This is a genomic window from Streptomyces sp. NPDC127119 (assembly GCF_042677425.1).
GTDB lineage: Bacteria > Actinomycetota > Actinomycetes > Streptomycetales > Streptomycetaceae > Streptomyces.
In genome coordinates, this window is record NZ_JBHXTO010000004.1 from 1 (window position 1) to 18,517 (window position 18,517).

An 18,517-nucleotide genomic window follows, 5' to 3' on the forward strand; every position below is an offset into this window, starting at 1 on the left:
GCTACATCGAGGACACGGCGTTCTTCGGCGGCGACGGCCTGGACGAGGAGCGGCGGGCCCGGCTGATCGCGGAGACGTCGGACAAGCGCGCCGGTTCTTACTTCTTTGGTTCTTACTTCTTTGCGGAGTACTCCGACAGGCAGAGGGTGAAGTCACTGCTGCCGCCGGTCTCGGTGTACTCGGCGTACTTGGTGCGGTCGCAGCCCGAGTTGTCGCTCTTCTTCTGCTCGACCTTGTACGCGGCCTTGGAGTTGCCGCAGTCCACGACCTCAAGCTCCGGGTCGGTGGTGCTGTTCGGGTTGCCGATGCTCATGCAGTCGCCGACCTTGGCGCTCGACGCATCGTCACGGCTCGCCAGCCAGCCGCCGACGGCGACTATGAGGACGACGACCGGGATGGCGAAACGCAGGTACTTCTTGAGGTTGCGCTTCGGCGGCTCGGGCGGGACCGGTGCGTAGGGAGCGTTCGGGTGCTGCGGGTAGCCCTGCGGGGGCTGCTGTCCGTAGGGGCTGCCCTGGGGCGGCTGCTGCCCGTAAGGATTTCCCTCGGCCGGCTGGCCCTGAGCGAACGGATTCTGGCCCTGCGGCGGCGGCGTGGTCACTTGGGGGTCCCCCTCGAACGTGGAGCGCGTGGCGCGAAATAAGACGCACGTAAGCTACCGGGCCCCACTGACAACTCCGTAGCCCGGAGTGTCTCTGTGTCCTTGATGTGACACTTACTGGCGCTCAAAGCGGGCCATAGCCGCAGCAACCGCCCCGTAGATAACGGCCACCGTGACCACAAGCGGCACGGATCGGCCGTCAGGGGGCAGCATCAGGGCGGCCACTCCCGCGGCGCCCACGAAGGCGACGTTGAACAGGACGTCGTAGACGGCGAAGATCCGGCCACGGAAGCCGTCCTCGATGGACGACTGGACGACGGTGTCAGTGGCGATCTTCGCTCCCTGGCTGGTCAGACCCAGTACGAAGGCCGCGATCAGGAGGGGGATTTGTGCGAACGACAGGCCCAGCGCCGGTTCCAGGACGGCGGCGGTAGCCGCGCACGCGATGATCCAGCCATCGGGGCCGAGCCGGTTCACGCCCGCCGGTGTCAGCACGGCCGCGGCGAAGAAACCCGCTCCGGAGATGCCCACGGCCAGGCCGAGCAGGGCGAGCCCGTCGTCGTCGGGGCCGGACGACCAGGCGTACCGGCAGAGCATCAGCACCATGACCGTCAGCGCGCCGTAGCAGAACCGCATCAGGGTCATCGCGGCCAGCGCCCAGGCGGCTTCGCGGCGCGCGGGCTCGGCCAGATGACGCACGCCCGCCGCAAGGCCGCGCGCGGTGCCGAGCACGGCCGTCCTCAGTCGTGGCCGCACCGAGTGCCGTTCGGGGCCCAGCAGATCCGGGGCCAGTCGCAGCGAGGCGAGCGCGGAGCACACGTACAGGGCCGCTCCCACCAGGACGACCGCCGCGTCGGAGTCGGAGCCCACGAGGCGTACGACGAAGGCGAGGCCGCCGCCGAGGGTCGCGGCGAGTGTGCCGGCCGTGGGCGACAGGGAGTTGGCCATCACCAGGCGCTCGGAGTCGACCACGCGGGGCAGGGCGGCGGAAAGACCCGCGAGCACGAACCGGTTGACGGCGGTCACACACAGCGCGGAGGCGTAGAACAGCCGGTCCGGTACACCGCTGAGCATCAGAACGGCCGTCAGGGACGCCAGGAGCGCCCGCAGCAGGTTCCCGTACAGAAAGACCTGGCGGCGTCTCCAGCGGTCCAGGAGGACGCCCGCGAAGGGGCCGACGAGGGAGTACGGGAGGAGCAGGACCGCCATCGCGGAGGCGATCGCGGCGGCCGACGTCTGCTTCTCCGGCGAGAAGACGACGTACGTGGCGAGCGCGACCTGGTAGACCCCGTCGGCGCCCTGTGACAACAGCCGGACGGCGAGCAGACGCCGGAAGTTCCTGAAGCGCAGGAGTACGCGCAGGTCACTCACGACAGCCATGGGTTACAGCCTCGCACAGGGCGAGGGTCCCCGGAGCGATGCCCCGGGGACCCTCAACAGCCGTGCGCGGAGCGAGCCTTCAGCGCTCGACCTCGCCCTTGATGAACTTCTCGACGTTGTCGTACGCCTCGTCGTCGAAGTACTGGACGGGCGGGGACTTCATGAAGTAGCTCGACGCGGAGAGGATCGGGCCGCCGATGCCGCGGTCCTTGGCGATCTTCGCGGCGCGCAGGGCGTCGATGATGACACCCGCGGAGTTCGGGGAGTCCCAGACCTCCAGCTTGTACTCCAGGTTCAGCGGGACGTCACCGAAGGCGCGGCCTTCGAGGCGGACGTACGCCCACTTGCGGTCGTCGAGCCAGGCCACGTAGTCCGAGGGACCGATGTGGACGTTCTTCGCGCCCATGTCACGGTCGGGGATCTGCGAGGTGACGGCCTGCGTCTTCGAGATCTTCTTGGACTCCAGGCGGTCGCGCTCCAGCATGTTCTTGAAGTCCATGTTGCCGCCGACGTTGAGCTGCATGGTGCGCTCGAGACGGACACCGCGGTCCTCGAACAGCTTCGCCATCACGCGGTGCGTGATGGTGGCGCCGACCTGCGACTTGATGTCGTCGCCGACGATCGGGACGCCCGCCTCGGTGAACTTGTCCGCCCACTCCTTGGTGCCGGCGATGAAGACCGGCAGAGCGTTGACGAACGCGACCTTGGCGTCGATGGCGCACTGGGCGTAGAACTTCGCCGCGTCCTCGGAACCGACGGGCAGGTAGCAGATGAGGACGTCCACCTGCTTGTCCTTGAGGACCTTGACGACGTCGACCGGGGCCTCGGTCGACTCCTCGATGGTCTCGCGGTAGTACTTGCCGAGCCCGTCATGGGTGTGGCCGCGCTGGACCGTGATGCCCCTGTTCGGGACGTCGCAGATCTTGATGGTGTTGTTCTCGCTGGCGCCGATGGCGTCCGAGAGGTCGAGGCCGACCTTCTTCGCGTCGACGTCGAAGGCGGCGACGAACTCGACGTCACCCACGTGGTATTCGCCGAACTGGACGTGCATCAGGCCCGGCACCTTGGACGCCGGGTCGGCGTCCTTGTAGTACTCGACGCCCTGAACCAGCGAGGCGGCGCAGTTGCCCACGCCGACGATGGCTACGCGAACCGAACCCATTCCGGTTGCTCCCTGTGTGTACTCGGTGAAGCCCTGAGAGGACTTCACGTGGCAGTGTCATCGGACGGATCCGGCCCGGGGGTGCCCCCGGGCCGGGGCAGGCCGCCCGACTCCCCAGATGTGTTGTCCTGCTGAGCGGAGCCGTCAGGTCCGGGACGCCGTTGGTCCCGTCCCGCCCGCTCGCTCTCGATGAGCTCGTTCAGCCAGCGCACTTCGCGCTCCACGGACTCCATTCCGTGGCGCTGGAGCTCAAGCGTGTAGTCGTCGAGTCGCTCCCGGGTGCGCGCCAGTGAGGCGCTCATCTTCTCCAGGCGCTCTTCGAGACGGCTGCGGCGGCCTTCGAGGACCCGCATCCGTACATCCCGTGACGTCTGGCCGAAGAAGGCGAAACGAGCGGCGAAATGTTCGTCCTCGTACGCGTCGGGACCCGTCTGCGAGAGGAGGTCCTCGAAGTGTTCCTTACCTTCCGCCGTCAACCGATAGACGATCTTGGCGCGACGTCCTGCGAGCGGCGCCGCGAGGGCGTCCTCGGAGGTGTTCCCCGGTTCCTCGATCAACCAGCCGTTGGCGACCAGCGTCTTGAGGCAGGGGTAGAGCGTCCCGTAGCTGAACGCACGGAACACACCCAGTGACGTATTGAGACGTTTGCGCAGCTCATAGCCGTGCATCGGGGACTCGCGGAGAAGGCCGAGGACGGCGAACTCAAGGATCCCGGAACGCCGGCTCATCGTCGCCTCCTCTCTGCCGCGGCCGTGCCGTGACGGTCTTTATGCCGAGCTGATGTATCGACTCGATACATCGACACGATAGATCGGTCCTCCCCCTGCGACAAGAGGGGGCACGGTGAACGGCGTCACATCACCGATTCGTAGGAAGCAAGTTGCCTGATTTGGGGTGAACTTCGGTGCTAGGCAGGTTTTGACGGTGCGTAGTCTGTCCGCCATGCAAACCACCGGGAACCGAGTGACGCCTGGGGACGTCCTTGTCCTCGGTGCAGTACGGATGAATGTAAAAACGACCGCATCCGTACTTCGGGGGGACCGGAAACCAGCTGCCGTTTCCAGGTGCGCTCAGGTGCGCCTGCCCGAGGAGTAATCGTTCGATGAGCGAGCACCGTCGCAAATCGCCGCAGCCGCAAGGTGGCGGACGTGCCGCGGCCCGACGCGGCCAGACCGGCTCGTCCTCCGGCCGCCGTGCGGCACCGCGAGGCGCAACCGAGTCTCCTTCCGATTCATACGACTCGGGGGGTGAGGAACGCCCGTTCGGCAGTCGCGCCGAGGCCCGGCGGGCGTCACAGAGAAACAGCAGCGCCGCCGGTCGACGCAGAGCGGCCGACGGCGCGGGGCAGGGAGGCCGTGGGCGCGGGCGTGGGTCCGTACCGCCGAAGAAGCGGATCATCGACTACCCGCGCGCGGGCAGGTACGGGGCGGCACGTTGGGTGCCGTCCTGGAAGCTCGTGACGGGTCTGTTCATCGGTTTCTTCGGCAGCATGATGGCGGTCGCGGGAGTCGCGTACGCGCTGGTGGGCCTGCCGGACGTCGCCAAGACGGCGGAGGCGCAGAACAACGTCTACTACTGGGCCGACGGCACGCAGATGGTCGCCACCGGTGGTGAGACGAACCGGCAGATCATCGACTACTCCCGGATTCCCAAGGAGATGCGCTACGCCGTCATCTCGGCCGAGAACAAGACGTTCGAGAACGACCGGGGCGTCGACCCCATGGGTATCGGCCGCGCCCTGTTCAACATGGCCAAGGGCGGTCAGACCCAGGGCGGCTCCACGATCACCCAGCAGTACGTGAAGAACGCCATGCTGGAGGACCAGTCGCAGACGATCTCCCGGAAGTTCAAGGAGCTCTTCGTCTCGATCAAGGTCGGCGCCAATGTCGACAAAGAAGACATCATGGCCGGCTATCTGAACTCGGCCTACTACGGCCGCGGCGCCTACGGAATCCAGGCCGCCGCGCGTACGTACTTCGACAAGGACGCCGAGGACCTCAACCCGAGCCAGTGCGCCTTCCTGGCGTCGGTGCTCAAGGGCGCCACGTACTACGACCCGGCGGGCGCGGAGTCGATCGACCCGTCCGCCACCCCCGCGGCCAACCGCCAGCGCGCGGAGACCCGCTGGCGCTGGATCCTCGGCGAGATGGTCAAGGACGGGCACCTGGAGGAGTCGGTACGCGCCAAGTACCCCGACTTCCCCACGCTGCAGAGCCCGCGGTCGAACGCCCAGCTGGGCGGCCAGGTGGGTTACCTGGTCGACCTCGCCAAGGCGTACATCGTCAACAACAGCGAGAAGACCGGGATCACCGAGAAGCAGCTGCGTGACGGTGGCTACGAGATCCACACGACCTTCGACAAGAAGAAGGTCACCCAGCTCGAAGCCGCGGTGAAGAAGGTCCGCAAGGAGAACATCAAGGAGAAGGAGCGCCCGAAGACGGACAAGCACGTCCAGTTCGGCGGCGCTTCCGTGGACCCGGAGACCGGCGCGATCAAGGCCATCTACGGCGGTGTGGACGCGACCAAGCACTTCACCAACAACGCCGACCAGACGGGCGCCCAGGTCGGTTCGACCTTCAAGCCGTTCGTCCTCGCGGCGGCCATGAAGTGGGGCGTGCGTGATCCCGACCTGGAGCCGACCCAGGCCCAGGACGAGCGGATCAAGGTCTCTCCGAAGAGCCTGTACAGCGGCAAGAACAAGCTGAAGATCGAGGACTACGACGGGACGGTCTGGAAGGACAAGGACGAGAAGGAATGGCTGCAGCGGAACGACGGCGACGAGTCGTACAACCCGCCCACCTTCCAGATCGACCTGCGTGAGGCGATGAGGGTCTCCTCGAACTCCGCCTACGTCCAGTTGGGCATGAACGTCGGCCTGGACAAGGTGCGGGAGTCCGCGGTGGACGCCGGCATCAAGGAAGGCAGCCTGGCCAGCGCCAACTTCCCGTCCTTCTCCATCGGTACCTCCGACCCGAGCGCGATCCGCATGGCCGGCGCGTACGCCACCTTCGCGGCGAGCGGCAAGCAGAGCGAGCCGTACTCGGTCGACGAGATCACCGACAAGGACGGAACGGTCTTCACGCACGAGAACTCGGCCAAGGCGAAGCAGGCCTTCACGGCACTGGTCGCCGACAACGTCACCGACGTCCTCAAGACCGTCGTCGACGAGGGCACCGGTACCGCGGCGAAGCTGAGCAACCGGCCGGTGGCGGGCAAGACCGGTACGACCGACGGCAACAAGTCCGCCTGGTTCGTCGGCTACACCCCGCAGCTGTCGACCGCGATCTCCATGTACCGCATGGACGACGACGAGTCGAACAAGAAGCGCGAGTTCCTGGAGATGTACGGAACGGGCGGCCAGGACAAGATCCACGGCGCCTCGTTCCCGGCCGAGATCTGGCACGACTACATGGAGCAGGCGCTCAAGGGCACGAAGGTCGAGCAGTTCCCGACGCCCGAGCCCATCGGCGAGGTCGTCAACGACGTCGTGGTCCCGACCCCGACTCCGACGCCCACCGAGACGAAGGAGGAGGAGACCGAGGAGCCGGAGCCCACGCCGACCAAGAGCGAGCCGTCTCCCCCCGCTCCCACCACCAGCGAGTCCTGTGGCGCCTTCGGCTTCGGCTGCGAGGACGACGGCGGAGCCAGCACCGGCGAGACCGACACCGGTGGTACGGACGGCGGCGCGAGTCCCTCGACCTCGGAATCCCAGGAGGAGGACGGCGGGAACAGCAGAGGCAACGGCAACGGCGGCCTCTTCCAGGGGTCCTCGGGCTAGCAGCCAAGAAGTTTCATCGACGCGACGTGGTCGCCGGCTCCGGTCGGCGGCCACTCGCGTTTTACGAGGTCCGGCGCCCCGGCGGGCGCCTGCAGGGCTCGAACCCGCCCGCCCCCGGCGTCCTCCCAGGCACGTACGGCAGGATGTGCGGCATGCCCAGTGCAGAAACGACGCGCGCGAGCGTGCACGAGCCAGATCTGGTGCCGCCGACCAAGGAGGACCCGGTCGCGGCGACCGGCAGTGAACTGTTCGGTGGTCCCCTCGGGCGGCGCGCGCTGACGGGGACGTCCTGGTGGACTCCCGTACGGGTCGTCGCACTCGTCGCGATCGGCATGTTCGCCCTCGGCATGGTGCAGAAACTGCCCTGCTACGACGGTGCTTGGTTCTTCGGGGCCAGCTCCCAGTACACACACGCCTGCTATTCGGACATTCCGCACCTCTACCAGGGGCGTGGCTTCGCCGACGGTCTCGTGCCGTACTTCGACAAGCTCGAAGGCGACATGGAGTACCTCGAATACCCGGTCCTCACCGGCGTGTTCATGGAGGTCGCCTCCTGGCTCACGCCGGGCAGCGGAAGCATCCAGGACCAGGAGCAGGTCTACTGGATGGTCAACGCCGGGATGCTGATGGCCTGCACGGCCGTCATCGCCGTCTGCGTGACCCGTACCCACCGGCGGCGGCCCTGGGACGGCCTGTTGGTCGCTCTGGCGCCCGCCTTCGCGCTGACCGCCACCATCAACTGGGACCTCCTGGCGGTCGCTCTGACGGCCGCGGCGATGCTCATGTGGTCCCGGAGCCGTCCGCTCGCCTTCGGGGTCCTCCTGGGGCTCGCCACGGCCGCCAAGCTCTATCCCGTGCTGCTGCTGGGGCCGCTGCTCGTGCTGTGCTGGCGGGCGGGCAGGTGGCGTGCGTTCGGCACCGCCCTGCTCGGCGCAGCGGGCGCCTGGCTGGTCGTGAACCTTCCGGTCATGCTGCTGGCGCCCGAGGGCTGGTCGAAGTTCTACACGTTCAGCCAGGAACGCGGGGTCGACTTCGGCTCCTTCTGGCTGATCCTCTCCCAGCGCAGTGACACGCCGCTCGACACCGACACCGTCAACACGTGGGCTTCGGTACTGATGCTGCTGTCCTGCGTCGGCGTCGCGGCACTCACGCTGGCCGCTCCGCGCCGGCCCCGCTTCGCCCAGCTGGCGTTCCTGATCGTCGCGGCCTTCATCCTCACCAACAAGGTCTATTCGCCGCAGTACGTACTGTGGCTGATTCCCCTCGCGGTGCTGGCCCGCCCGAAGTGGCGGGACTTCCTGATCTGGCAGGCGTGCGAGGTCGCGTACTTCCTCGGGATCTGGATGTACCTCGCCTACACGACCAGCGGCGACGCCCACAAGGGACTGCCCCAGGAGGGCTACCAGCTGGCCATCGCCGTCCACCTCCTGGGGACGCTGTACCTGTGCGCCGTGATCGTGCGCGACATCCTCATGCCCGAGAGGGACGTGGTGCGCCGCTCCGGGGACGACGATCCGTCGGGCGGTGTGCTGGACGGCGCCCAGGACGTCTTCGTCGTGGGCCCGGCGGCCCATCCGCCCCGGCACGCGGCACAGTTCGACGGCCCGTACGTGGAGTGGGGCGGCGGCGAGGGCAAGGACGGGAGAGACCCGAGTTCGCTCTGAGCGAACAGGAGCGGGAGCAGGGACTGGAACAGGAGTAGGGGCAGAGGCCGGGACAGACACACGAAAGGCCGTACACGGAGTCCGTGTACGGCCTTTCGCCCGTGTGCGGGCCCGGCGCGCGGCGCCGTGCGGTCAGCGCTCGACGACGCGGTCGAACTGCGTGGTGGTGTGCCGCAGATGGGCCACCAACTCCTCGCCGACCTTCGGCTCGGGCGCGTCCGAGGGCACGAAGAGGATCGAGACCTGCATGTGCGGGGGCTCCGCGAACCAGCGCTGCTTGCCGCCCCAGACGAACGGCGAGAGGTTCCGGTTGACCGTGGCGAGGCCGGCCCGGGCGACGCCCTTGGCGCGCGGCATGACGCCGTGCAGGGCCTTGGGGGCCTCCAGGCCCACCCCGTGCGACGTACCGCCCGCCACGACGACCAGCCAGCCGTCCGAGGCGACCTTCTGCTGCCGGTAGCCGAAACGGTCGCCCTTGGCGACGGCCGAGACGTCCAGGACGGCTCCGCGGTACTCGGTCGCGTCGTGGTCCCCCAGCCACAGCCGTGTGCCGATACGGGCCCGGAAACGGGTCTGCGGGAACTGCTGCTGCAGCCGGGCGAGCTCGTCGGCCTTGAGATGGCTGACGAACATCGTGTGCAGCGGCAGCCGTGCCGCGCGCAGCCGGTCCATCCAGCCGATGACCTCCTCGACGGCGTCCGAGCCGTCGGTACGGTCCAGGGGCAGGTGGATGGCGAAGCCTTCCAAGCGCACGTTCTCTATGGCGGCGTGCAGCTGGGGCAGATCCCGCTCGCTCACCCCGTGCCGCTTCATGGAGGACATGACCTCGATGACGACACGGGCGCCCACGAGGCCGTAGACCCCGTCGACGGACGAGACGGACCGGATGACACGGTCGGGCAGCGGTACGGGCTCCTCGCCCCGCCTGAACGGCGTCAGCACCAGAAGGTCGCCGCCGAACCAGTCCTTGATCCGCGCCGCCTCGTAGGTCGTGCCGACGGCCAGGACGTCCGAGCCCAGGCGGGTGGCCTCGTCGGCGAGCCGCTCGTGGCCGAAGCCGTAGCCGTTGCCCTTGCAGACGGGGACGAGTCCCGGAAACTGCTCGGACACGTGCTTGTGGTGCGCCCGCCAGCGTGCGGTGTCGACGTAGAGCGTGAGCGCCATGGCCGGACCTGGAACCTTTCTCGTGGCAGCGGTGTATCAGAGATGTGAAGACGAATTCTGGTGCGTCAGCGGCGCGACATGTAGATGTCGAGAGCCTTGTGGAGCAGTTTGTTGAGGGGGAAGTCCCACTCGCCGATGTATTCGGCGGCCTGCCCGCCGGTACCCACCTTGAACTGGATGAGCCCGAAAAGGTGATCGGTCTCGTCCAGCGAGTCGGAGATGCCGCGCAGGTCGTAGACGGTCGCCCCGAGCGCGTAGGAGTCGCGGAGCATCCGCCACTGCATGGCGTTCGAGGGCCGGAACTCCCGCCCGATGTTGTCGGAGGCGCCGTAGGAGTACCAGACGTGCCCGCCGACGACCAGCATCGTCGCGGCGGACAGGTTCACACCCTCGTGCCGCGCGAAGTACAGCCGCATGCGGTTGGGGTCCTCGGTGTTGAGAGCCGTCCACATCCGCTGGAAGTACGCGAGCGGCCGGGGCCGGAAGTGATCGCGCAGCGCCGTGATCTCGTAGAGGCGCTGCCACTCCTCCAGGTCCTGGTAGCCGCCCTGGACGACCTCGACGCCGGCCTTCTCGGCCTTCTTGATGTTGCGCCGCCAGAGCTGGTTGAAGCCCTTGTGGACGTCCTCCAGCGACCGGTTGGCCAGCGGCACCTGGTAGACGTAGCGGGGCTGTACGTCGCCGAAGCCCGCCCCGCCGTCCTCGCCCTGCTGCCAGCCCATGCGCCGGAGTTTGTCGGCGACCTCGAAGGCGCGCGGTTCGATGAAGTCGGCCTCGATGTCGCGCAGGCGCTTCACGTCCGGGTCCTGGATGCCCCTCTTGATCGAGGTGGCCTCCCAGCGCCGGATGATCACCGGCGGGCCCATCTTCACGGAGAAGGCGCCCTGCTGCTTGAGGTGCGCGAGCATCGGATCCAGCCACTCGGTCAGATTCGGCGCGAACCAGTTGATGACCGGTCCCTCGGGCAGATAGGCGAGATAGCGCTTGATCTTGGGCAGCTGGCGGTACAGCACCAGGCCCGCACCGACGATCTCGCCGGACCTGTCGTCGAACCATCCGAGGCTCTCGGAGCGCCACTCCGCCTTGACATCTGCCCAGGCGGGGACCTGCATGTGGCTGGCCGCGGGCAGGCTCTGGATGTACGCCAGATGCTGCTCGCGGCTGATGGTCCTCAGGGTCAGGCTCATTCGGGGCGCTCCTCGGCTGGTGTGTCCCCATGGGTACAGGGGCTCCGGCTCTCGCGCCGAAGCCTACTGCGCCCTGCGAGCGCCCCGTCTGGCCGTATGCGTCCCGGGCCCCGGCCGGTGTGTGGCCGGGGCCCCTCGACACGTGTCCGGAGCCGCCCTCAGCCGATGACGCCGCCGAAGAGGCCGCCGTGCGCCATGCCGAGGAGGAAGCCGACGGCGGAGGCACCCAGACCGACGATCAGTGCGAACCGTTCCCGGGTGGTCTCGGAGACGAACTGTCCGTACGCGCCGGTGATGATGCCGATCAGCCCCGCCCACGAACTGAGCAGATGGAGACTGTGGAACATCGCGGAGACGAAGGCCGTGACTCCGAGGACCGCCGTCACGGCGACCAGCGTGTGCTGGAGCGGATGGGGCTTGTGGTCGGTGGCGAAGAGAGAGCCGGCGGTGTTGGGTCGCAATGTCTGTGCCATCTGGCACCTCCTGCGGAAGGTGGCGCATCGTAGCGCCATACACACCCGATGGGTACAGACTGACGGTCACCGGGCCCTGATTTCAACCGGAAGCCGGTGAGCGGGTAGTCTGTAGCGTCTGCACCGGTGTCTGCCCAGGCCACGGCACGGTCCCTCGCTCAGTTCGCTGATCGGCGGCCCGATTGTCAGTGGCTGCCGATACCGTTGCGAACGCATCACAACCCTCCTGCCACGGAACGACCGTGGCCGCTGAGTCCAAAGGAGGTGGGTTACACATGCGTCACTACGAAGTCATGGTCATCCTCGACCCCGATCTCGAAGAGCGTGCTGTCTCGCCGCTGATCGAGAACTTCCTCTCCGTCGTCCGTGAGGCGAACGGAAAGGTCGAGAAGGTCGACACCTGGGGCCGTCGTCGTCTCGCGTACGAGATCAAGAAGAAGCCCGAGGGCATCTACTCGGTCATCGACCTGCAGGCCGAGCCTGCGGTCGTCAAGGAGCTCGACCGCCAGATGAACCTGAACGAGTCGGTCCTCCGGACCAAGGTCCTCCGTCCCGAGACCCACTGAGCTTTCCAGCTCAGCTGAGCTCGGGCATCGAGTAGCAGCACCAAGCAGCCAGCAGCAAACCCGCCGAGAGGTTCCCCCATGGCAGGCGAGACCGTCATCACGGTCGTCGGCAATCTTGTCGACGACCCCGAGCTGCGCTTCACCCCGTCCGGTGCGGCGGTCGCGAAGTTCCGTGTCGCGTCCACTCCCCGCACCTTCGACCGTCAGACGAACGAGTGGAAGGACGGCGAAAGCCTGTTCCTGACCTGCTCGGTCTGGCGTCAGGCGGCGGAGAACGTCGCGGAGTCGCTCCAGCGAGGCATGCGCGTCATCGTGCAGGGCCGGCTGAAGCAGCGGTCCTACGAGGACCGTGAGGGCGTCAAGCGCACGGTCTACGAGCTGGACGTCGAGGAAGTCGGCGCCAGCCTGAAGACCGCCACGGCCAAGGTCACCAAGACCACCGGCCGAGGTGGCCAGGGCGGTTACAGCGGCGGAGGCGGCGGTGGCGGCGGCCAGCAGGGCGGCAGCTGGGGCGGAGGCTCCGGCGGCGGTCAGCAGCAGGGTGGCGGCGGTGCTCCCGCCGACGATCCCTGGGCGACCAGCGCTCCTGCGGGCGGCGGCAACCAGGCCGGCGGCAGCGGTGGCGGCGGCGGTGGCTGGGGTGGAAACTCCGGCGGCTCCGGCGGTTCCGGTGGCGGCTACTCGGACGAGCCCCCCTTCTAGGCCCAGGGCCGAAGAGGGTGGGTCGTACCCACACTTCTTGATCAAACAGGAGAGACACACATGGCGAAGCCGCCTGTGCGCAAGCCTAAGAAGAAGGTCTGCGCATTCTGCAAGGACAAGGTCACGTACGTGGACTACAAGGACACGAACATGCTGCGGAAGTTCATTTCCGACCGCGGCAAGATCCGTGCCCGCCGCGTGACCGGCAACTGCACTCAGCACCAGCGTGACGTCGCCACGGCCGTGAAGAACAGCCGTGAGATGGCGCTGCTGCCCTACACCTCCACCGCGCGATAAGGGAAGGGTGACCGAAACATGAAGATCATCCTCACCCACGAGGTCTCCGGCCTCGGTGCCGCGGGCGACGTCGTCGACGTCAAGGACGGCTACGCTCGCAACTACCTGATCCCGCGGAGCTTTGCCATCCGCTGGACCAAGGGCGGCGAGAAGGACGTCGAGCAGATCCGTCGTGCTCGCAAGATCCACGAGATCGCGACGATCGAGCAGGCCAACGAGATCAAGGCGCGCCTTGAGGGCGTCAAGGTCCGCCTGGCCGTCCGCTCCGGCGACGCCGGCCGTCTCTTCGGTTCCGTCACCCCGGCCGACGTCGCTTCGGCGATCAAGGCTTCCGGTGGCCCCGAGGTCGACAAGCGCCGCATCGAGCTGGGCTCGCCGATCAAGACGCTGGGCGCTCACGAGACGTCCGTGCGTCTGCACCCCGAGGTGGCCGCCAAGGTCAGCATCGAGGTAGTCGCAGCCTGACCGCTGCGCTCAGCAGAGCTGAAAGAAGGGCCGCACCCCGCGTGGGTGCGGCCCTTCTTGCTGTCCTGTCCTGCCGCTACGAGCCGATCTCGTTCCGGGTTGACCAATGCCTTGTTTCACGTGAAACGAGGAGTTCCTTCGTTTCACGTGAAACAAGAACGTCCCCGTTTCACGTGAAACAGTCAGCGCGTAGCGCCCGTGACGATCCAGCGGCCCGAGCGGGTGCGCAGCCACAGGGTGAGCATGCGCACGGTCATCATGAGGGTCATCGCCGCCCACACAGCGGTGAGGCCGCCACCGAGGGTGGGGATGAGCAGCGCCACCGGAGCGAACACCGCCAGGACGAGCACCATGGCCCGCGCCAGGTAGGGGCCGTCCCCCGCACCCATCAGTACGCCGTCCAGGACGAAGACGATGCCGCAGATCGGCTGGGAGAGCGCCACCATGAGCAGGGCGGGCAGCGCGATGTCATGGACGGCCGAGTCACTGGTGAACAGCGGGAGGAAGAGGGGGCGGCAGGCGATCACCAGGCCCCCGAGTACGACCCCGACGGCGATGCCCCACTCCACCATGCGTCGGCAGGCTTCACGGGCTCCCTGGGTGTCGCCCGCACCGAGATAGCGCCCGATGATGGCTTGCCCCGCGATGGCGATGGCGTCGAGCGCGAAGGCGAGCAGGCTCCACAGGGACAGGATGATCTGGTGGGCCGCGAGGTCGGCGTCTCCGAGGCGTGCGGCGACGGCGGTGGCGATCATCAGCACCGCTCGCAGGGAGAGGGTGCGGACGAGCAGTGGTGCACCGGCCTGGGCGCAGGCGCGTATCCCGGCGGCGTCGGGCCGCAGGGAGGCGCCGTGCTTGCGCGCACCGCGGACCACCACGAAGAGGTAGGCGGCGGCCATCCCGAACTGGGCGATGACGGTGCCCCAGGCCGATCCGGCGATGCCGAGGTCCGCGCCGTAGACGAGACCCGCGTTCAGAGCGGCGTTGGCGACGAAGCCGGCGATGGCCACATAGAGCGGTGTCCGTGTGTTCTGCAGACCCCGCAGCACGCCGGTGGCGGCGAGCACGACGAGCATCGCGGGGATGCCGAGTGCTGAGATACGCAGATACGTGATGGCGTAGGGCGCGGCGGTGTCCGAGGTCCCGAAGAGTTCCACCAGCGCGGGTGCGGTGGGCAGGAAGACGGCGATGACAGCGATACCGAGCAGCAGGGCGAGCCAGATGCCGTCCATCCCCTGGCGGATGGCGGCCTGAAGGTCGCCCGCCCCGACTCGTCGGGCGACGGCGGCCGTGGTGGCGTACGCGAGGAAGACGAAGATGCTCACGGCCGTGGTGAGGAGAGCGGAGGCGACTCCGAGACCGGCGAGTTGGGCGGTGCCGAGATGGCCGACGATGGCGGTGTCGGCCATGAGGAAAAGAGGCTCGGCGATGAGCGCGCCGAAGGCCGGAACGGCCAGCGCGACGATCTCTCGGTCGTGCCGTCGCCGGGGGGCCCTGGGGGCTGCTGGAGCCTGTGTCATGCACATCAATCTAATCTTCCACAGGTAAGAGATGCAACTATCCTGTGACCCTTACTGGCAAACTCGTGCGACGTACCACCGCACGCCATTCGCATCGATCTTGGCCCGAGTCGGAAAGTTTTTCTTCTGCACAGCCGGTGGATGGGGTACGTGCAGGTCAGAGCCGGTGTGGAAAACAGGCTGAGTGCTTGTTCACAGGCCTGTCCACCGGGTCGTGCACAGGTTTTGCGGAGTTCTCCACAGCATCGGGGCCGTCGTCCACATGGCCTGTGGATAACCAGATTGGCTGACGGTGCCCGCGGGCCTACCGTGGTGCGGCACCCTCTCCCTCCTCCGTCTTCGGAAACCTCGCAAAACCGACGCGTCAGAACCGGAGTTGGGCGTCTTATTTGTCAGTGTCGTGCCGTAGGAATAAAGGGCACGGCGAGGTCCGCTCGGCGGACGGGAGGAGGTGGCCCGGTGAGTATTTCCGAGCCCTTGGACGACCCGTGGGCCGACAGCGGTCCCAGTGACCGTCTGCCCGCCTCCCGACAGCGCCGCGACGGTGGCGGCCGGAACAGGGAGGACCAGCACGACCGCGGTTCGGACAGCGGTGGCTGGGACGGCGGGGGTTCGTCCTTCGAGCGGGTGCCGCCACAGGACCTGGACGCGGAGCAGTCCGTCCTCGGCGGCATGCTGCTCTCGAAGGACGCCATCGCCGACGTGGTCGAGGTGCTCAAGGGCCACGACTTCTACCGGCCGGCGCACGAGACCGTCTACGGCGCGATCCTCGACCTCTACGCCAAGGGCGAGCCGGCCGACCCGATCACGGTCGCCGCCGAACTCACCAAGCGCGGCGAGATCACCAAGGTCGGCGGCGCGTCGTATCTGCACACCCTGGTCCAGACGGTCCCGACGGCGGCCAACGCCGAGTACTACGCGGAGATCGTCCACGAGCGCGCGGTCCTGCGCCGCCTGGTCGAGGCCGGTACGCGCATCACGCAGATGGGTTACGCGGCCGACGGCGACGTGGACGAGATCGTCAACAGCGCCCAGGCCGAGATCTACGCGGTCACCGAGCAGCGCACGACCGAGGACTATCTGCCGCTCGGCGACATCATGGAGGGCGCGCTCGACGAGATCGAGGCGATCGGTTCGCGGTCGGGGGAGATGACCGGTGTGCCGACCGGCTTCACCGACCTCGACCAGCTCACGAACGGGCTGCACCCCGGTCAGATGATCATCATCGCGGCCCGTCCCGCGATGGGTAAGTCGACGCTGGCGCTGGACTTCGCCCGAGCCTGCTCGATCAAGCACAACATGCCGAGCGTGATCTTCTCGCTCGAAATGGGCCGCAACGAGATCGCCATGCGTCTGCTGTCCGCCGAGGCGCGTGTGGCCCTGCACCACATGCGTTCCGGCACGATGACCGACGAGGACTGGACCCGGCTCGCCCGCCGGATGCCGGACGTCTCGGCCGCTCCCCTCTACATCGACGACTCCCCGAACCTGTCGATGATGGAGATCCGGGCCAAGTGCCGCCGTCTCAAGCAGCGTGCCGATCTGAAGCTCGTGATCATCGACTATCTGCAGCTGATGCAGTCGGGTGGCAAGGGACGCTCCGAGAGCAGGCAGCAGGAAGTCTCGGACATGTCGCGAAACCTGAAGCTGCTGGCCAAGGAGCTGGAGCTGCCCGTCATCGCGCTGTCCCAGCTGAACCGTGGTCCCGAGCAGCGCACGGACAAGAAGCCCATGGTCTCCGACCTCCGTGAATCCGGCTCGATCGAGCAGGACGCGGACATGGTGATCCTCTTGCACCGCGAGGACGCCTACGAGAAGGAGTCACCGCGCGCGGGCGAGGCGGACATCATCGTGGGCAAGCACCGTAACGGCCCGACGGCCACCATCACGGTCGCCTTCCAGGGCCACTACTCCCGGTTCGTGGACATGGCACAGACCTGATCTCTCCCCGGGAGCCACCGGGCCGGGGCCAAATGCGCTCGACGCGGGACGTCGGGGCAGGTGGACTGGGGCCATGACGACGACTTCCGCCGAAGAACTGCTGCCTGCCACGCGCCGGGCCCTGCTGCACAGAATCGCCACCGCCCAGGCGCGGGGGCGTGCGCCGTCGTTGGTCGCGGCGGTGGTGCGGGGCGGCGAGACGGTCTGGCACGGGTCCCGTACCTCGGTGGACGGGCACGGACCCGACGAGAACGTGCAGTACCGCATCGGCTCGATCACCAAGACGTTCACGGCCGTCCTGGTCCTGCGGCTGCGGGACGAGGGTCTGCTCGACCTGGGTGATCCGCTGGAGAAGCATCTCCCGGGCACCGGCGCGGGGGAGGCGACGATCGCCGAGTTCCTCGCGCACACAGCCGGGTTGGCCGCCGAGTCGCCCGGCCCCTGGTGGGAGCGCACCCCCGGGTCGCTGCGTCCCGAACTCGCCGACGTCCTGGGCGAGCAGCCGCACCGGCATCCGGTCGGCCGGCGGTTCCACTACTCGAACCCCGGCTACACCCTGCTGGGCGCGCTGATCGAGGAACTGCGGGGCGCTCCCTGGGAGGAGGTCCTGCGCAGCGAGGTGCTCGAACCGCTGGGACTGCACCGGACGAGCGGACAGCCGCAGGCGCCTCATGCGGGCGGCTGGGCCGTGCACCCCTGGGCGGACGTCATGCTTCCCGAGCCGGTCGAGGACCTGGGGCTGATGGCGCCGGCCGGTCAGCTCTGGTCGACCAGCGGCGATCTGGCGCGCTTCGCGGTCTTCCTGGCGCGGGGCGATGACCGGGTGCTGAGCGCGGAGTCCGTACGGGAGATGCGTACGCCCGCCGCGCCCGCAGAACCGGAGGAGGTGGCGGCCGGGGCCGCGTACGGGCTCGGTCTGCAGGTTCAGTATCGGAACGGCCGGACTCTGGTGGGGCACGGCGGTTCGCTGCCGGGCTTTGTCGCCGGGCTCATGATCAGCGTCGAGGACGATATCGCCGCCGTCGTGCTCGCGAACTGCACCTCGGGTCCACCGGCGGCGACGGTCGCCGCCGACCTCGTGCGTATCGTCGCGGAGGCCGAACCCCGGATTCCCGAGCCGTGGCGGCCACTGCCCGAAGTCGACGGGGCCGTACTGGAGTTGGCCGGACCCTGGTACTGGGGGACGCACGCTTTCGCGCTGCGCCTCACCTCCGACGGGGGCGTGACGCTCGGGCCCCTGGCGGGCAACGGCCGGCGCTCGCGTTTCCGCGCGGAGGACGACGGGACCTGGACCGGGCTCGACGGCTACTACGCCGGTGAGCTTCTACGGGCCGTTGAGGGGCCTGGCGGGTCGGTGACCCACCTGGACCTCGGCTCGTTCGTGTTCACCCGTCAGCCGTACGGTGAGGGCGCTCCCGTCCCGGGTGGAGTGGACCCTGAGGGGTGGCGCGGCATCAAGTAGCCGCCATTCCGGCTGTGCCGCATGGATGTGTCATGCCGGGGGCGTCCTGTTTCACGTGAAACAGGACGCCCCCGGCATGCCCGTGCATTTTGGGTGTCAATTCCCCGGTTTAGGGGGAGGGGGCGATATGGAGGCGGGTGGAACCGACAGGGCGC

At 67.9% G+C, this 18,517-nt stretch carries 16 protein-coding genes and 1 pseudogene; 9 read left to right on the forward strand and 8 right to left on the reverse strand.

Going from position 1 to position 18,517, the window contains the following annotated elements; translation table 11 throughout:
• Nucleotides 1–98, forward strand: a pseudogene (locus tag ACFVH5_RS02995) (oxidoreductase); the annotation flags it as partial.
• Between the two features lie 14 nt (nucleotides 99–112).
• On the opposite strand, the gene ACFVH5_RS03000 reads toward ACFVH5_RS02995, so the two are convergent.
• The 4 genes from ACFVH5_RS03000 to ACFVH5_RS03015 all read right to left on the reverse strand — a co-directional run bounded on the left by ACFVH5_RS03000 (nucleotide 113) and on the right by ACFVH5_RS03015 (nucleotide 3,871).
• Entirely contained in the window at nucleotides 113–601 is a 489-nt protein-coding gene (locus ACFVH5_RS03000) for a hypothetical protein (RefSeq protein WP_385831586.1), read from the reverse strand.
• A gap of 114 nt (nucleotides 602–715) precedes the next feature.
• Nucleotides 716–1,981: an MFS transporter gene (locus tag ACFVH5_RS03005; protein ID WP_385831588.1), complete on the reverse strand. Its 1,266-nt coding sequence runs from the start codon at nucleotides 1,979–1,981 to the stop codon at nucleotides 716–718.
• A 79-nt stretch (nucleotides 1,982–2,060) separates the two neighbouring features.
• Nucleotides 2,061–3,143, reverse strand: a complete 1,083-nt coding sequence (locus ACFVH5_RS03010; protein ID WP_385831589.1) for an inositol-3-phosphate synthase — start codon at nucleotides 3,141–3,143, stop codon at nucleotides 2,061–2,063.
• A 44-nt stretch (nucleotides 3,144–3,187) separates the two neighbouring features.
• Nucleotides 3,188–3,871, reverse strand: coding sequence for a PadR family transcriptional regulator (locus tag ACFVH5_RS03015; RefSeq protein WP_384807825.1), 684 nt, complete (start codon nucleotides 3,869–3,871; stop codon nucleotides 3,188–3,190).
• Nucleotides 3,872–4,245: 374 nt separating this feature from the next.
• Here ACFVH5_RS03015 and ACFVH5_RS03020 point away from each other — a divergent pair, with 374 nt between their 5' ends.
• Nucleotides 4,246–6,921: a transglycosylase domain-containing protein gene (locus tag ACFVH5_RS03020; RefSeq protein WP_385831591.1), complete on the forward strand. Its 2,676-nt coding sequence runs from the start codon at nucleotides 4,246–4,248 to the stop codon at nucleotides 6,919–6,921.
• A 143-nt stretch (nucleotides 6,922–7,064) separates the two neighbouring features.
• A complete protein-coding gene (locus ACFVH5_RS03025) occupies nucleotides 7,065–8,585 on the forward strand; it encodes a glycosyltransferase family 87 protein (protein WP_384807821.1) in 1,521 nt (506 codons plus the stop codon).
• A gap of 132 nt (nucleotides 8,586–8,717) precedes the next feature.
• On the opposite strand, the gene ACFVH5_RS03030 is transcribed toward ACFVH5_RS03025, so the two are convergent.
• The 3 genes from ACFVH5_RS03030 to ACFVH5_RS03040 all read right to left on the reverse strand — a co-directional run bounded on the left by ACFVH5_RS03030 (nucleotide 8,718) and on the right by ACFVH5_RS03040 (nucleotide 11,409).
• Nucleotides 8,718–9,749: an alanine racemase gene (locus ACFVH5_RS03030; RefSeq protein WP_107020424.1), complete on the reverse strand. Its 1,032-nt coding sequence runs from the start codon at nucleotides 9,747–9,749 to the stop codon at nucleotides 8,718–8,720.
• Between the two features lie 65 nt (nucleotides 9,750–9,814).
• On the reverse strand, nucleotides 9,815–10,936 hold the full coding sequence (locus tag ACFVH5_RS03035; protein WP_107020425.1) for a peptidoglycan bridge formation glycyltransferase FemA/FemB family protein: 1,122 nt from the start codon (nucleotides 10,934–10,936) through the stop codon (nucleotides 9,815–9,817).
• 158 nt (nucleotides 10,937–11,094) lie between these two features.
• Nucleotides 11,095–11,409, reverse strand: a complete 315-nt coding sequence (locus tag ACFVH5_RS03040; protein ID WP_210881438.1) for a hypothetical protein — start codon at nucleotides 11,407–11,409, stop codon at nucleotides 11,095–11,097.
• 275 nt (nucleotides 11,410–11,684) lie between these two features.
• On the opposite strand from ACFVH5_RS03040, the gene rpsF reads away from it, so the two are divergent.
• The 4 genes from rpsF (at nucleotide 11,685) to rplI (ending at nucleotide 13,439) form a co-directional block, all read left to right on the forward strand.
• Nucleotides 11,685–11,975 carry a 30S ribosomal protein S6 gene (rpsF, locus tag ACFVH5_RS03045; protein WP_028804085.1) on the forward strand — a complete coding sequence of 97 codons (291 nt, stop codon included), beginning with the start codon at nucleotides 11,685–11,687 and terminating at the stop codon, nucleotides 11,973–11,975.
• 78 nt (nucleotides 11,976–12,053) lie between these two features.
• Complete coding sequence (locus ACFVH5_RS03050) at nucleotides 12,054–12,677, forward strand: single-stranded DNA-binding protein (protein ID WP_384807817.1); 624 nt, start codon at nucleotides 12,054–12,056, stop codon at nucleotides 12,675–12,677.
• A gap of 60 nt (nucleotides 12,678–12,737) precedes the next feature.
• On the forward strand, nucleotides 12,738–12,974 hold the full coding sequence (gene rpsR / locus ACFVH5_RS03055; RefSeq protein ID WP_003949403.1) for a 30S ribosomal protein S18: 237 nt from the start codon (nucleotides 12,738–12,740) through the stop codon (nucleotides 12,972–12,974).
• An 18-nt stretch (nucleotides 12,975–12,992) separates the two neighbouring features.
• Nucleotides 12,993–13,439 (forward strand): 50S ribosomal protein L9, encoded by a 447-nt coding sequence (gene rplI, locus ACFVH5_RS03060; RefSeq protein WP_210881436.1) that lies wholly within the window; start codon nucleotides 12,993–12,995, stop codon nucleotides 13,437–13,439.
• A 182-nt stretch (nucleotides 13,440–13,621) separates the two neighbouring features.
• Here rplI and ACFVH5_RS03065 read toward each other — a convergent pair whose 3' ends face one another.
• On the reverse strand, nucleotides 13,622–14,959 hold the full coding sequence (locus ACFVH5_RS03065) for an MATE family efflux transporter (RefSeq protein ID WP_384807815.1): 1,338 nt from the start codon (nucleotides 14,957–14,959) through the stop codon (nucleotides 13,622–13,624).
• Nucleotides 14,960–15,418: 459 nt separating this feature from the next.
• Here ACFVH5_RS03065 and dnaB point away from each other — a divergent pair, with 459 nt between their 5' ends.
• Entirely contained in the window at nucleotides 15,419–16,900 is a 1,482-nt protein-coding gene (gene dnaB, locus ACFVH5_RS03070; protein ID WP_384807813.1) for a replicative DNA helicase, read from the forward strand.
• A 73-nt stretch (nucleotides 16,901–16,973) separates the two neighbouring features.
• Nucleotides 16,974–18,362: a serine hydrolase domain-containing protein gene (locus ACFVH5_RS03075; protein WP_385831594.1), complete on the forward strand. Its 1,389-nt coding sequence runs from the start codon at nucleotides 16,974–16,976 to the stop codon at nucleotides 18,360–18,362.
• Nucleotides 18,363–18,517 lie beyond the last annotated feature (155 nt).